Source organism: Myroides sp. LJL116 (genome assembly GCF_054871685.1).
The window spans coordinates 1-14,014 of sequence record NZ_JBTXLR010000028.1; the positions used below are offsets into that span (position 1 = coordinate 1).

A 14,014-nucleotide genomic window follows, 5' to 3' on the forward strand; every position below is an offset into this window, starting at 1 on the left:
GCCCTTGAAAACTTCATCGGAGATAATCTTCTTTGTATCCATAACTGTCTAAATATTAAATATATAAAAAAATCTGCTTAGTTACCCAAGCAGATTTTTATACTTACACAGTTTATGGTACAGTGTCCGGTTCATCTTTATTTGCCTTTTTTTTCTTTTTACCACTTTAATTTATTTAAACAAATGATCTTATAACCTAGATTCAACAAATTGAATTATTACTATTATCCAACTTAATGGCATTATTCAGAATATACTTTCTTACCTTTTCTAACTTTTTCAATTAGATCATGTCTTTTTCCTAAATACTCATCTTTAGAACATTCTTCTATAAAATTAATAATTTTAGGGTCTTTTCTATCCCACTTAGACATTGCAGATAACAAATACTCCCTTGGATCAAAACTTCCAGGTTCATGTTGCTGTTTTATAAGTGTTTTTTTCAAATCAACTTCATCCATAAGTGTATACATATCTTCTTTTTCAACAATAACATCATCAAATGCCAATACTGCTAAAGCTCCTGAAAGAACAGATAAATTACCTTCTTTTATTAATTCTAATATTGGAGAGATATCATTAATAGATTTTCTGTTAATTCTCACATACGCTAAGGCTACCTCATGCGTAATCATATCATCTACCTGGTTTTCTTGTAGAATACTCTCAAAATGAGGTAAAACATTTTTATACTTAATTTTACCGAGTGCTTTAATCATCATACACTGCGTTTCCCAAGCTTTTAAATTCTTACTTTCCTTCAGATATGCTTGATACAATGAATCACCAAGGTCAACTACATTAAACTCTCCTATCCATTTAGCAGCTTTTCTCCTTTCAGGTGCCTTAGGAGAGGCTAATAATAATTTTAAATCTTCAATACTTTCTTTTAAAACTTTTGCCATAAATCTCCTTTATTTTTCCTAAATAAACTTCACCAGTGCCTGTTTCACTTTCATTACACCTAATGGATAGTCTTTTTTCAATAAAATCAGTATATATACTAGCATGCTCATCACGGGCATAGCTAATAATGTCGTCTATTCTATCTTCTGTACTATTTAATAAATATAAAATAATTCCAAAATAAAAAAGGATTACTTAAACCTGCATAAATACCGAGTATAGGTATCATCATCAACTATTAGACATGCCTCCAAAAAGTTATATATTTATCCTTAGAAAGACACTTCACCCTATCAGCTTTACAACTATTCATTACTAATAGAAAGAGAAACACAAATACTAATAGTATAAATATCTTTTCATAACTCTTAATTTTTCGCTCCTATATCTTATAACATCTCAATTCCCCAATTATCAATTCCTCACCCCCTCTATTTCCTTCTATAAATATGTTGAAAGTCATCAGTTGATTTTCATTTAAATTATTTTGAAAAAAAGTGTTAGTCAAACAACACACAAACAAGTTTAAACCTTTATAGTTGCTAAGATCTAAAATATTGTATCCCATATATAAAAAAGACTGAATTATAGTGACTTAAGTCTTTTGATCTGTAATTGATCTACTCTGCAACTATTCAGAATATACTTTCTTACCTTTTCTAACTCTTTCAATTAAATCATGCTTTTTTCCTAGATACTCATCTTTTGAACATTCTTCTATAAAATTAATAATTTTGGGGTCTTTTTTATCCCACTTAGACATTGCTGACAGTAAATACTCTCTTGGATCAAAAACTCCAACTTTATGTTGTTCTTTTATAAGAGATTTTTTTAAATTAACAGCATCTATAACTTTATAAATATCTTCTTTTTCAGGGACCACATCATCAAATGTCAACGATTTCAATGCTCCATTAAGAACTGATAAGTTACCAACTTTTAGTAATTCCAAAATAGGAATTACATCTTTTGTACTTTTTCTTTCTATTCTTATAAATGCTAATGTCGCCTCATTAGTTATCATGTCATGCATTTTATTATTTTCTATAATAATAGATAACTCATGCATAACATTTTTATACTTAATTTTACCGAGTGCTTTAATCATCATACACTGCGTTTCCCAAGCTTTTAAATTCTTACTTTCCTTCAGATATGCTTGATATAATGAATCACCAAGGTCAATTACATTAAACTCTCCTATCCATTTAGCAGCTTTTCTCCTTTCAGGTGCCTTAGTAGAGGCTAATAATAATTTTAAATCTTCAATACTTTCTTTTAAAATTTTTGCCATAAATCTCCTTAATTTTTCCTAAATAAACTTCACCAGTGCCTGTTTCACTTTCATTACACCTAATGGATAGTCTTTCTCAATGAAATCTGTATATCTACTAGCATGCTCATCGCGGGCATAGCTAATAATGTCGTCTATTCTATCTTCTGTACTATTTAATAAACCTATCAATTGCCGTTCTAACGCTACCATATCTAGCTTTCGCATCTGCTTTTTGTATTACCTGTATACTCCTCATTGTTTATTAAATATACTATCAAGAGTCCAAAAACATCCATCCACGTATATGGATATCCTACATACCTATACAACGTAAGGTAACTACCTACAAGACCTACCGGGCTTTAGAGAACAAACTCTGTGCAATTTTCACCCTCCAGCGAGAGTCAACATTTCAGTAATAACAACGAAAGACCAACTTTCATTTAAACCAAATTTTGCTCCTATTTTTAATCACAAAAAGAAAAAACAGTTGTCAAAACTACGTTTCAAAAAAAATGAAAGATTTATTAGGCAGTAAAGACAATCTTTAACACAATTAAAACTGCTCTTTAGAGTGGCTTTAATGTATTATCTATTTTGCTGTTCTATATATTTATTTGCGTATTTTTTCAACTCAGTTTCTTTTGGATAATTCTTTACTAAATTTTCCACCTCATTTTCAAAACCTTTTATTTTTCGTTTATATAAAGCATATAGCAACTGAAATTGTATTCTTGAGGTGTCCCAGAACTCTTTTCTACACTTTGCTATTTGGTCTAATTCGTTATCCATTTTTAATACTGAAAGTAAGTATATAAAGCCGCATCTTCCTCTTCCATACTTTTCAGTATGGATAACATCAAGTACAAAATCTTGAATCTCTTTTGACTTTTTACCTTTAGGATTCTTTTGCAAATACGAATCTATGCCTAAGGCAACATTTTCAATTTTACTTTCATATTGATAAGTAAATCCCTCCCATAGTTCTTCCTTTTCTTTGAAATTATCACAAGCAAAATTTATCGCATTTTTTGCAATATCCACTACTTGAACATCAGAATAATTTACACTATTAAAGCGCAATTCATTATCCCAATCGAACATTTTTTGTTCTATTTCTGTCAATTTTCTCATTCTCTAATAACAACCTGATTTTGGTGTATTTTTTAAATCTTCAAAACTAGTGCCATAAATCTCCTTTATTTTTCCTAAATAAACTTCACCAGTGCCTGTTTTCACTTTCATTGTTACTTGCTCACCTAATATTGTATATCCTTCGGCAGTTAACCGATTTTATGCAGCATTTTGTGCTACCTTTCCACTATTAAGACAAGCAGCTAATTCAACTATATCTAATCAATTACTCGGATTCCCACATACCCATACAGCGTATAGTTATCATCAGCCAGTCCAATGGGATCTTGACGAATGTAGGTCCCTTGTTTCTGTTTTTAAATTAAAGTGTCATAAAATGCTGAAGCATTTCACTATTATAACTCTTTCCTTAATACGGATAATCAAAAACAAAAAAACAGTACTAAACTTTCTACTACTGTTTTTTAAAATTCTTCCTCCTCAATCGGAACATAATACAATCTATCAAAAAAATCTTCAAGACTAGTTCCTATTAACCATAAGTTTTGATATTTAGCCTCTTCAGGCATCACTTGGCCTGTTTCTTCTAAATAATCATCTACATCAAATTCACACTCATGATCCCAAAAATAAACCTTTCCATAATCATGCTTTTGCAAACTAACAAGAATGTCATTTCCCATTCCATCTGTTCCTATTGGGAGCATCTTATCTGGTCTACCTTCTCTTAAATCCTCACTTAAACTCCACATTACATCATATCCATCCTTCGGGTCAACACCATAAAAAACACTAACAGAATCTTGTATAAAAATAAAATTAGGTTGCCCTGTCTCTTCTTTATGGATATATTCTGCATCCTCTTTATATGGTCTAAAACAAATACTTTCTTTTTCAAAACTGACTATTCCATAGGTGGTAAGAAATGAAGCAACATCCTCTGGTACTTTTGCTTGTAATATTTCTTCAATTTTTTTTATATCCTTTTCAGTCAATTTGGTTTCTTTATCCGTATAAATGGACTCTAGCCCTCCTAATCGCTTAATATTTTCTTCTATTTTCATAATATTATTTACTATCCTTTATAACCTCTTTCTGACAAATAATTAACAATCGAATAGATTTCTTTATTTGATACATTATATTGATATAGATAAAGCCCTATGTCGCCTTTTCTAATATCAGTCTTAAAATTCAAAGAATTTCCTAAACGTTTAAGCTTATTAGGAAAATGGCCAACTAATGAAGGAGCAAATTTAGTTTTATACTCTACTAAACTAGCATTCATTTTCTTCATTGATTCTTCGTTGAAAGAAACTTCTTTCTTACATCCAATGAAAACAAATAAAAGAAAAATTAAAACAACATATTTCATACAATTACTTTTTAAATATAGCCCAAATTATTTTAACAGCACTTTCTAAAACTGTAGCCTTTTGACCTGAATTATTACTTTTATTTGAATAATATTCAGCTGTTACTCTATTATTCTGCTCTGCTTCTCGATTTTTAAGCCGTACCGTTGCCATGGCTAGTTTTTCCTTTATCTCGCTTATTTCCATAACTGAAAAATACTTATGATACTTTTTTGTTACGCAATAACACATAATTGTATCAATTAATAAGCCTTACATGTATTATTTTTTAAACAATTTTCTTAAATAGTCAAATAAAAACGTAAATTTGTACTTATATAAGTATCAATCTAATACATATATCAACTATAACATCTGTAAATGAACGGATAAAACAACTTCACATCGATAATAATTTGACACAGTCTGAAATTGCAGAAAAAGTAGGTTTAACTTATTTATAAATTGGGCGATATGAAAAAGGCAAGAGTATTCCATCTGCCGATGTGCTTCAAAAATTAGCAAATACTTTAAATACAAGTACAGATTATTTGATGAATGATGAAAGTGAACAGGTAGAAACTCAGTTGATCGATAAAGAATTGATAAGGCAGTTTCAAAGAATTCAAAAATTAAATGCAGAGGAAAAACATCTAGTTAAAACATTTCTTGATGCTTTTATAACAAAAAAGAAAGTATAACAATTAGCTTTATAGATTATGAACACAACAACCATAAAGCAGGTAAACTCTAAACTAAAACAACTACCAGAAACACTTTTGGGAGAAGTAGAACGCTATATTGATTTTTTAACCTTTAAATACAAACAGGATACCGAAGATGTACCACAATGGCAAAAAGACCTTGTTTTAAAACGTGTAAAAGAGGCTAATAAACCTGTAGATGCTTTTGATATGTTGGACGAGTTAGAGAAAGAATAATGCAGAAATACACCATTATTGCCGACCCTAATGTTAAAAACGATTTAAAGGAAGCTAAAGAGTATTTAAACAACAAAAGAAAAGATTACGGCAAAAAATTTTTAGAGCATTACAGAGAAACTTTGAAAAACTTACAGCAAAATCCATATTTTCAAATTCGTTACAAAGATGTGCATTGCCTGCCGTTGAAAGACTTTAAATACATGATTCATTTCAAAGTAAATGAGACTAAAAAAGAAATACATATTTATGCAGTGCTTTCTACACATTTAGATCCAAAAAAGAATTGGTTATAAAATATAAACTCCCACAATGGGAGTTTTTTTATGCCGTAAAATAGCCTTTACAACCATTACTACAACCTACTTAATACTAATAATCAGCAGTTTACTATTCAAGGACAATCCAAAAGTTGGCTTTTAAAAAAAACAAGGTGAATTAAACAACTGTTTTAAACAGTTTATAAATACGAGGATTTTCTCCCCCGTATCCTCTCGTTATAATTTACCTTTATTCTTCACCGATTTTTGCCAACTTTTAAGCACAAAAAAGCTTTATACTTTACAGTAAAAGGGCTTTTTAAAAGATTGATTTGACTACTTAATATTTAGTAATTTTTTTTACTATAAAAAAGAACAAAAACAATAATTCCTATAATTAAATTGTAAAGCCCTATTATTTTATCTGAGGGGGAAAATAAATAAGTATATATAAAATATTCGATAACGAAAAAAGCTATTAAAGAAAGTAGTATGTAACCTCTATTTTTAATTTTCAAAATAAGATATAAAGGAATGGACTTCCTAACTTAGTCCGCACAGTAAGTTAAGCATAAAAACTTATCTTTGAAAGATGAGTCGTACAAGAAAAAACTATGATGCTTAATTTAAGCGTCATTCATTAAAAATTAGCTAACGAAAGAAAAAACAAATCTGTTGGAGGAAAAGTTGTTCTACATGTTGAAAAAGTAGGAGAATTAAGCAAAGATGTATTAAATCATGCCACTAAAAAAGGTGTAGAAATAGTAGACGACATTTCAAAATTTATAAAATAAAAATATGTATAGATCAGAATTTACGAAATACAATGGTATTATGAATAAAATAATGGATGAACAGGATACACTACAAGTTCATCTTTCATCAGAATTTGATGATAATATTCCTAAAGAATTTATATCATATACCCCTAAGCAATGGGCGGAGTATGCTTTTAAGAATGATAAAGAGTATACTGTTAATTATTACAAAGAGGGAAAACCATACTGTGAGGTTACTTTTTGTAAGATGTATATTTCTTTCAGTTACTATGATAGTCTTTCTTATAAGACCATTTTAATGACTGTATTTTCTAAGTACAATCATTTTGAAGAAAAAGCTTATGACAAGGATAAGGTGTTTTTATCTCAAGTATCATGGTATGGTAATCTAGGAAAAGTATTGATGTTTTATTCACATAAGCAAAAGGATAATGTATACTTAGATCAATGGGTTATTGAGGATGGTAAAACTGTGAATATTGAACAGTATGGTACAGCAGATTTAAGTCAACATTGGTTTAGATCGCCTCAGCATTATTTAGATTTTGATCATCTATTGGAGTATCAAAGATTATTTGAGAATCTTCCAAATGTAAAAAAACAAGAATAGTTAATTTATTTGACTAAAACCAATTATGTTGTAAGTGAAAGATAAACAGGAGTAAGTTATTGGATTTAATTTTTGGTTAACAAGAATACCTTTAAGATGAGAATAGAGAACCCTGTGGTGTCATTAGAGACAGTGTCTATATTCTTCCCACTTTCATAACTTTTATTTTGACTCAATCCAAACACATCCAACCACCCAGTAGAATCATCTACATATCCATAAAGCGTAGGGTTACCACCTGCAGACCTATCAGGTCTTGACTAATGTAGTTCCCTTGCTCAGGGTCGTAATAACGCAAGCGGTTATAGGCTAAGCCCGTTTAACTTCTGGTTTATACTTTTAAATTAAGGAGTCAAAGAACATTTTAGCATTTCACTATCATAGCTCTGTCCCTTATAAAGATAGTAAAAAGCAAAAAAAAAGCAGTAGTAGATTATCTCTACTACTGTTTTCTCTTTAGCTATTTATATCCTTTTCTATTTTCTTTTCATTAGTCCATACAGTACCACATTCTCCACAACCCCAAAATGCTTTTTCTTTATTATTATCAATATAACTTACAATCCCAACTAAACATATTGGACAATCAATTCCATCATATTTTTCTTTAATATCATTATCTTTTTGTGAAACTTTAGCCAAAAGGTTATCTGGATTAATTGGCACTTCTTTAAAACATTCTGGACATTCTAACATAACTAACTTTTGCCCTTTTTGTATAGCATAGTTTAATAACTCTGTTTTTTCTGGGCTTGTTTTAAAAACAACTTGACAATTTGGACAACGTACATTCATATATTAATCAATTTATTTTAATCATTTAAACCATATGGATTTTCTCCCTCTTCATACCAATGAAGCACCTTATTATTATCTCTATGATACTTTTTATCTATCAAAGTTAAATTATTACTTTCATTTGTTCCTCCTCTAAATAATGGTTTTTTATGGTGTACCACATAATCATTAGGAACTTTACCATCTTTCAACTGATTAACTATATCTGTACCATACTTTTTCACAGCATTAGGATCTTTTGCTATTTCTTTTAAAAAATTCTCTCTAACTCCTCCAGATTTATCAAATTCATTTCTTAATATTGCTAGTTCTTCTTTACTAATTTCATGATACTTAGTAGGATATGTACCACTTTCAGCCAACCCAAACACATCTAACCATCCTGTAGGATCTCCTACATACCCATACAGCGTAGGGTTACCACCTGCAAGACCGATAGGGTCTTGACTGATGTAATTCCCTTGTTCAGGGTCGTAATAACGAAAACTGTTGTAGGCTAAGACAGTTTAACTCCTTGTTTATATCTTTAAATTAAGCAGTCATAGAATGTTGAAGCATTTCCCTATCCAATGCGTGACCTTGATAAAGATAGTAAAAAGCAAAAAAAAGCAGTAGTAGATTATCTCTACTACTGCTTTTTATATTTTATACTACATCTGTGTATTGAGTATAACTATGATATTCTACTTCCTCAATACATAAAATATTTGTATCTAATTCATTTAATAAAAATTTACAAACAAACTCAATAAAATCAAATTCATAAACTTCATATTCGCTAAATCTACTTTCAATAACTATAATTATAAAAGTTTTTCCATTTTCAACAGAAAGTATATAGTCCCCATTTTCAGACATTCCCAATACGTTCATAGTAGGGTTATTTAACATTTCTAACAAATAAACATCATTTGAAATATATGTATCATAATTTAAACTTTCTAATAGATCGGATTTTCTCTTATATATATTATCACTTTCATCACTAATTATTGGAGATAATATCCATATAAAATCATCAATTTTGCCAACTCCAAAATAATTAACAAAATCAACATAATCTCTTGAAAGATAACTATCTATATTTTTTACTTCTTCTAAATATTTTTTACTTTCATATTTAGAAAATAATTCTTTAATTTGATTCCAATAGTTCATATTACATAATTATTTCTATCGATTTTTTCACTTTGATTATCTGTATAGGAAAGGCAATCGTACATTAAATCACTAAAAACTTCCTTCCCTAATTCACTTAGATCACTTTCATGAAAATCTCTATCTTTTAATTAAGCAGTCATAGAATGTTAAAGCATTTCACTATCATAGCTCTGTCGTTAATAAAGATAGTCAAAAACAAAAAAAATAGTAAATCACCTCTACTACTTTTTATATTAAAAAACTATTCAACGATTATATTGAACCCTGAAAAGCTTTCATTATAAAAATCAAAACTATAGGTCTTATTCTCTACATTTGTTTTTAAATAATACATCATCTTATATGTTGAATTATCAATCTTAACTCCTTTACCAATATTTTCATCATGATTTAAACGATATTTAATTGAATTAAATACCTTCTTAATACTTTTGTCAGGTGTTTTTGATAAAATCCTGATATTAATTATCTCTATTTCATCATTTTTTTCTCTTCCCCCTGTAATATCACAAGAAAAAAGATTAATAGGTGTTTTATAAAAACTATCTTTATCTACGTTAAATTCGGTAGTAGTAATATACAAGTTGGTATATTGTTCTCTATTTGCCTCGAAAGGTAATATTTCTTCAAGTAGATTGATATTAATATATTGCAATTGAGTTTTGTTTTCTCTTTTTTCTACATACAAATTTGCATCATTTTTCAGTAATATATCCTTTACATAAGGAATAAAATCCTTAATAGACATTAATATTCTTATATAACTCATCTTTATTCTTCTTTATATCCTTTCTATGATTAACTTCACTTCCATACCCTTTGCCAAATAGGAAACTCATTGTTTAGTTTATGTAGAATAACTAACATTTCTTATTTTTCTCCATATATCCGCAAATTACTAACTTCTTGTAGTAATCGCTGTACTTCTTTTTGGTGCATAATTTTTGAATAAGTTAATTTTAAAAACACTTTATTATACCTCTACTTATAGTTGGCTTCAACCTTTAACGGTGTTATATCCAGAACTTGATACAGTACTATTTTTACTTGTAATTTTTTCACGATATATTAAATCTTAGAAGAGATACAGAACGATTATTTAACTTTGAAATTACCTTTCATTGCTTCTTCTTGTGTCATATTTGTGCCATTGTGTTTTTGGTGTTCTAAGTAGCATATCAAAACCTCCAAGAGCTTTTTTTTGTCTTATGAGTTCATACAATTGACTATTAACGACTTTAGGCTCCTATTCTAAATCTAGAAAGATTCTTTTCACATCTTTTATACTAGCGGCTAGATTATTTCCTAATCCAGCAATTAATCCTCTTTTTAAAATTTATGCGAATTAATATAAACATTCGGAAGAGCTTCTAATACAAGTGCTAAATCTTTCTTTTTCAATGTCATATTGACTTGTTTTAGATTTTTTAATTTTTTTAAAACTTTTATGCTACTCGAAATATCTAATTTAGGGCAAAACGAAATATCCAGAAACATCACACTATGCTCTTCTGTCAAAAAATCAATATTTTCTAACATTTTACAACTATCTAAATTCAAAAACAAGACCTTTTTTAATGCTTGTATATCCTCAAAACCATTAAACTTTGGTGTTCTAGATATAGTTAAGTCTTTTAGGTCTATTAGTTTAGACAACCCTTCTATCTCAGTCAATTTTGGCATAGTATCTATAAAAAGCATCTCTAAATCCGGCTTAGTAATTACTTTTTCACATTTTCTACAAGCTACAAGACTTATTTTTTTTACGTCTCCTTCAAGCTTAGTACAATCTATAACTTCTGATTTATCTCCAAATAAATTAACAAATAAATCATTAACAACTGTCTGTAAACTTGCAGTTAAATGAGGGTATTGATTATTGCGTTGTTCCCTATATTTATAGTTTAAAACAACTCTACTATTCATAATTTCATTATACCCTATTTCTCTATTAAAAAGAGGAAGTATACTATCCAGCGAATAAATAATAGGCAAGTCTAGAAATTCTTTCACCTTGTCTTGGTCAAAGAAATCATAGTTAGTGTGGTTCTTAATAAAGTCACTATAAATTGTTATCATTAATCACGAAATTTATCATTAAAACTTATTTTTCCATTTGGAGCATACTTTTTTCACTTCTCTGGACTTATTTCTCTAGTCCCTGTAGATGGATTAGGTAATGGAATACCGTCTGCATTAAATCGAATTCTTTGTTGTTCCAGAGTTGGTTTTAAGTATCCATTAACTAGAAAACAAGCTTCCCAAATTATACGCTCACTTTACACTACTTATGTAATAGTACATATATAATTCCTACCTCTGTAGAAGATAGCTCTGATTAGTTTTTCTGTTCGTAGCAAGTTTAACTTATTGATTCTTAAAAGCAGCATCCCTATCTACCACTGTTTTAATGTCTTTGGTCTTAAATTGCAAATTTCCACCTTTTAATTTGAAACCTACTATAAGATTTTGATAATGATAGGTTTTACTTTAGAGCATCTAAAACTCCATCTATAAATCTATCTGAATGATCAATTAGGTACATTAATATATAGCCCAAGAAAAGGAAAGCTAAGTAGTTCTTCTTTTTTTTCATAATTTTCATTGTAAGTCATCCTTAACGCCTTCTATATATAGATCTCTATTATCCTGTAAATTTACATCAAGACCCAATATAGCAACAGCTACCCTAAGTTAGTTCTATTAATATTCTTGTTTTTTTTACGATAGATAATTCTTGAATATTTAATTTAAAAATTATCTTCAAGTCTACTAATGCTAAAGATAAATAACATTATTTCCACAGCAAATCTTTTTCACACATAAAGATCATATCAAGTAGTTTTTATGTTTTCTAAAATAATAACCAGACTTAATCGTTTAATAAACAATTCCATCCATATGAGGCTCAATTTAAAAACAATGCATAAGTTAACTACATATCTATTAATCGGTGTTTTATTTTTGTCATGTCAACAAAGAAATGTTCACAAGATTAAGGACAATCCTATTGTTGAGCATAAACAATCGACAATTACAAAAAGATACTGCTTAACCACAATTACAGGTAATAAAATTTGCAATCTTGATCAAAAGTTAATAGGGCAAGTTATATATATTGGAAAAACAAATATCGCCTTTAAAGCGACACAAGAACTATTTAGAAACAAGGTTGGTATCGTTAAACCCAATCCTATTAGTCATGATATTAACGACTATATAAATTTAAAATATTTATTTTCACCCATCGACTATTTAAAAATAATGGGAATTAAAACTTCCTATCCACTATATCAAACAGTAGATAGAATTGCGGTGAGATCGTATACTCCATTGGATTTAGACCCACAAGGAAAATACATATTTGAAGCGGATTGCTTTACTTTAAAAACCCTTAGTGAATCTAAAAGTATAATTATTATTAAAAATGTAACAGAGGCTCAATAATGAAGTATTCTACTTCTTATTCTATTTCAATAAACCCCATTCCTTTTAATTTATTTCTTGTGCATAAGTCTTTAAAAACCTGATTAACAATTACAATAGATTTTTTTTCCTCTAGCCTACCTATTAGATGATCCTTCATAAAATTAGGTTTCAAGGATAAACTCTCTATCTTTAAAATACCATATTTATTAATTTCAAAGATAGATTTTTCCTTATCCATCCCTGGATAACAATTTAGTATATTCAAAGATAAAAAATCGGTATTTACCCCTCCATCTTTAGAAATTATCATTGCTTTAAAATACTCTAATTGACTTGCTTCCAATCCACTAAAAGCCTCTCTAAAGCGTTTACTAACTAAAGGTAATCCAGATGCTACTGGTAAATAATCATAATCCGATAAGTAACTATCTAGTACTTCCACATCATAAACTAAAAACTCTGAATCCTCTATTTTCTTTGAAGTACAATAATCAAACCCAGAAATCTTATTATTTTCATTATAGAAAAAATATAAACTTCTTTTGTACTTTTCATACAATTCATAATATTTCATAAGTTATGTACTTTTTACTTTTCTATCACCTCTTTATACCCCTATAAACTAGAGTGTTTTTGATTTTAAAATATCATAGCCAGTCTACTTTTTTCCTCGCTTAAAATTAAGTGTTTGTTCTTCTTTCTATTTCTAGCTTCCAATGCTTTTTAAACCTATCTATCAAGTCTTTAATGATTATAGGACACTACGCACTTATTTAGTAATTGCGCTTTTTATCTAAAAAGTAAAGTATTCAAATTTAGCAAAATATATTTTCTTACACATGGGGAGAAGCTGTTTTGCCCCCGATAAACCTAGAGTATTTTTAAGTTTTTAAAGTATAATGTTTTAGGCTGCTTTTTTCTTGCTTAAAATCAAGTGTTTGTCCATTTCCCATTTCTCCATTGGAGTGATTTTTCCAAGCAAGCCATGTAGTCTTTTGTTATTATAAAACACTACGTAGTTCTTTAATATTTGTTCTATTTGCCCAAAAGTAAAGTATTCGAACTTGGTGAAAACTTCTCTCCTTAAAGTACCATGGTATGCTTCTATATGAGCGTTTTCCTCTGGTGTTGCTACGTGTGTAAACTCTTGTGACACACCGACTAAAGAAAGATATTCCCTTACATTTTTAGCAATAAATTGACTTCCGTTATCTGATCTAATCACTACATTTTCAGGGTAATCTAACTCCTCGAAAAGCTCTGATAGTAGTTCTATTACCTGTTTTTGTTTAATATTAAAGCTGAAGTAGTCTTTTAATATTCTACGACTGTGTACGTCAATTACAGAAAGTAAGTACGCATTTTTCCCTTTTTGTGGTATCCATACCATTTTAATATCCATTT

Annotated in this window: 19 protein-coding genes and 1 pseudogene; 5 read left to right on the top strand and 15 right to left on the bottom strand. The window is 29.0% G+C overall.

Annotation, left to right across the window (positions count from 1 at the left end; all coding sequences use genetic code 11):
• Positions 1 to 242: 242 nt before the first annotated feature.
• From ACYSNM_RS13215 to ACYSNM_RS13245, 7 genes are all read right to left on the bottom strand, one after another.
• Complete coding sequence (locus ACYSNM_RS13215) at positions 243 to 905, bottom strand: HEAT repeat domain-containing protein (protein ID WP_461757348.1); 663 nt, start codon at positions 903 to 905, stop codon at positions 243 to 245.
• A gap of 632 nt (positions 906 to 1,537) precedes the next feature.
• Entirely contained in the window at positions 1,538 to 2,200 is a 663-nt protein-coding gene (locus ACYSNM_RS13220) for a hypothetical protein (RefSeq protein ID WP_461757349.1), read from the bottom strand.
• A gap of 18 nt (positions 2,201 to 2,218) precedes the next feature.
• The gene (locus ACYSNM_RS13225) at positions 2,219 to 2,407 is read right to left on the bottom strand and encodes a hypothetical protein (protein WP_461757350.1); all 189 of its coding nucleotides are present in this window, start codon (positions 2,405 to 2,407) and stop codon (positions 2,219 to 2,221) included.
• A gap of 363 nt (positions 2,408 to 2,770) precedes the next feature.
• The gene (locus ACYSNM_RS13230; protein WP_461757351.1) at positions 2,771 to 3,316 is read right to left on the bottom strand and encodes a hypothetical protein; all 546 of its coding nucleotides are present in this window, start codon (positions 3,314 to 3,316) and stop codon (positions 2,771 to 2,773) included.
• A gap of 425 nt (positions 3,317 to 3,741) precedes the next feature.
• Entirely contained in the window at positions 3,742 to 4,341 is a 600-nt protein-coding gene (locus tag ACYSNM_RS13235; RefSeq protein WP_461757352.1) for an SMI1/KNR4 family protein, read from the bottom strand.
• 11 nt (positions 4,342 to 4,352) lie between these two features.
• The gene (locus tag ACYSNM_RS13240) at positions 4,353 to 4,652 is read right to left on the bottom strand and encodes a hypothetical protein (RefSeq protein ID WP_461757353.1); all 300 of its coding nucleotides are present in this window, start codon (positions 4,650 to 4,652) and stop codon (positions 4,353 to 4,355) included.
• A 4-nt stretch (positions 4,653 to 4,656) separates the two neighbouring features.
• Complete coding sequence (locus tag ACYSNM_RS13245) at positions 4,657 to 4,839, bottom strand: hypothetical protein (protein WP_461757354.1); 183 nt, start codon at positions 4,837 to 4,839, stop codon at positions 4,657 to 4,659.
• A gap of 257 nt (positions 4,840 to 5,096) precedes the next feature.
• Between ACYSNM_RS13245 and ACYSNM_RS13250 the strand changes: the two genes are divergently transcribed.
• From ACYSNM_RS13250 to ACYSNM_RS13265, 4 genes are all read left to right on the top strand, one after another.
• The gene (locus ACYSNM_RS13250) at positions 5,097 to 5,333 is read left to right on the top strand and encodes a helix-turn-helix domain-containing protein (RefSeq protein WP_461757366.1); all 237 of its coding nucleotides are present in this window, start codon (positions 5,097 to 5,099) and stop codon (positions 5,331 to 5,333) included.
• Positions 5,334 to 5,351: 18 nt separating this feature from the next.
• Positions 5,352 to 5,573 carry a hypothetical protein gene (locus tag ACYSNM_RS13255; protein ID WP_461757355.1) on the top strand — a complete coding sequence of 74 codons (222 nt, stop codon included), beginning with the start codon at positions 5,352 to 5,354 and terminating at the stop codon, positions 5,571 to 5,573.
• Complete coding sequence (locus tag ACYSNM_RS13260) at positions 5,573 to 5,869, top strand: type II toxin-antitoxin system RelE/ParE family toxin (protein WP_461757356.1); 297 nt, start codon at positions 5,573 to 5,575, stop codon at positions 5,867 to 5,869. Before ACYSNM_RS13255 ends, ACYSNM_RS13260 begins: the two co-directional genes overlap by 1 nt.
• Before the next feature lie 762 nt (positions 5,870 to 6,631).
• On the top strand, positions 6,632 to 7,222 hold the full coding sequence (locus tag ACYSNM_RS13265; RefSeq protein WP_461757357.1) for a hypothetical protein: 591 nt from the start codon (positions 6,632 to 6,634) through the stop codon (positions 7,220 to 7,222).
• A 456-nt stretch (positions 7,223 to 7,678) separates the two neighbouring features.
• Here ACYSNM_RS13265 and ACYSNM_RS13270 read toward each other — a convergent pair whose 3' ends face one another.
• From ACYSNM_RS13270 to ACYSNM_RS13295, 6 genes and pseudogenes are all read right to left on the bottom strand, one after another.
• Positions 7,679 to 8,017, bottom strand: coding sequence for a hypothetical protein (locus ACYSNM_RS13270; RefSeq protein WP_461757358.1), 339 nt, complete (start codon positions 8,015 to 8,017; stop codon positions 7,679 to 7,681).
• A 17-nt stretch (positions 8,018 to 8,034) separates the two neighbouring features.
• A complete protein-coding gene (locus ACYSNM_RS13275) occupies positions 8,035 to 8,382 on the bottom strand; it encodes an HNH endonuclease signature motif containing protein (protein ID WP_461757359.1) in 348 nt (115 codons plus the stop codon).
• A gap of 9 nt (positions 8,383 to 8,391) precedes the next feature.
• A pseudogene (locus ACYSNM_RS13280) lies at positions 8,392 to 8,511 on the bottom strand (RHS repeat-associated core domain-containing protein); the annotation flags it as partial.
• Positions 8,512 to 8,665: 154 nt separating this feature from the next.
• Positions 8,666 to 9,178, bottom strand: a complete 513-nt coding sequence (locus ACYSNM_RS13285) for a hypothetical protein (protein WP_461757360.1) — start codon at positions 9,176 to 9,178, stop codon at positions 8,666 to 8,668.
• Positions 9,179 to 9,422: 244 nt separating this feature from the next.
• A complete protein-coding gene (locus ACYSNM_RS13290; RefSeq protein WP_461757361.1) occupies positions 9,423 to 9,950 on the bottom strand; it encodes a hypothetical protein in 528 nt (175 codons plus the stop codon).
• Positions 9,951 to 10,510: 560 nt separating this feature from the next.
• Positions 10,511 to 11,260, bottom strand: a complete 750-nt coding sequence (locus tag ACYSNM_RS13295) for a hypothetical protein (RefSeq protein ID WP_461757362.1) — start codon at positions 11,258 to 11,260, stop codon at positions 10,511 to 10,513.
• Positions 11,261 to 12,103: 843 nt separating this feature from the next.
• Here ACYSNM_RS13295 and ACYSNM_RS13300 point away from each other — a divergent pair.
• Positions 12,104 to 12,628 (top strand): hypothetical protein, encoded by a 525-nt coding sequence (locus tag ACYSNM_RS13300; protein ID WP_461757363.1) that lies wholly within the window; start codon positions 12,104 to 12,106, stop codon positions 12,626 to 12,628.
• 16 nt (positions 12,629 to 12,644) lie between these two features.
• On the opposite strand, the gene ACYSNM_RS13305 is transcribed toward ACYSNM_RS13300, so the two are convergent.
• Positions 12,645 to 13,184 (bottom strand): imm11 family protein, encoded by a 540-nt coding sequence (locus tag ACYSNM_RS13305; protein WP_461757364.1) that lies wholly within the window; start codon positions 13,182 to 13,184, stop codon positions 12,645 to 12,647.
• Between the two features lie 330 nt (positions 13,185 to 13,514).
• Positions 13,515 to 14,014, bottom strand: a 500-nt coding sequence (locus ACYSNM_RS13310; protein ID WP_461757365.1) for a transposase, incomplete at its 5' end; no start/stop codon positions are given.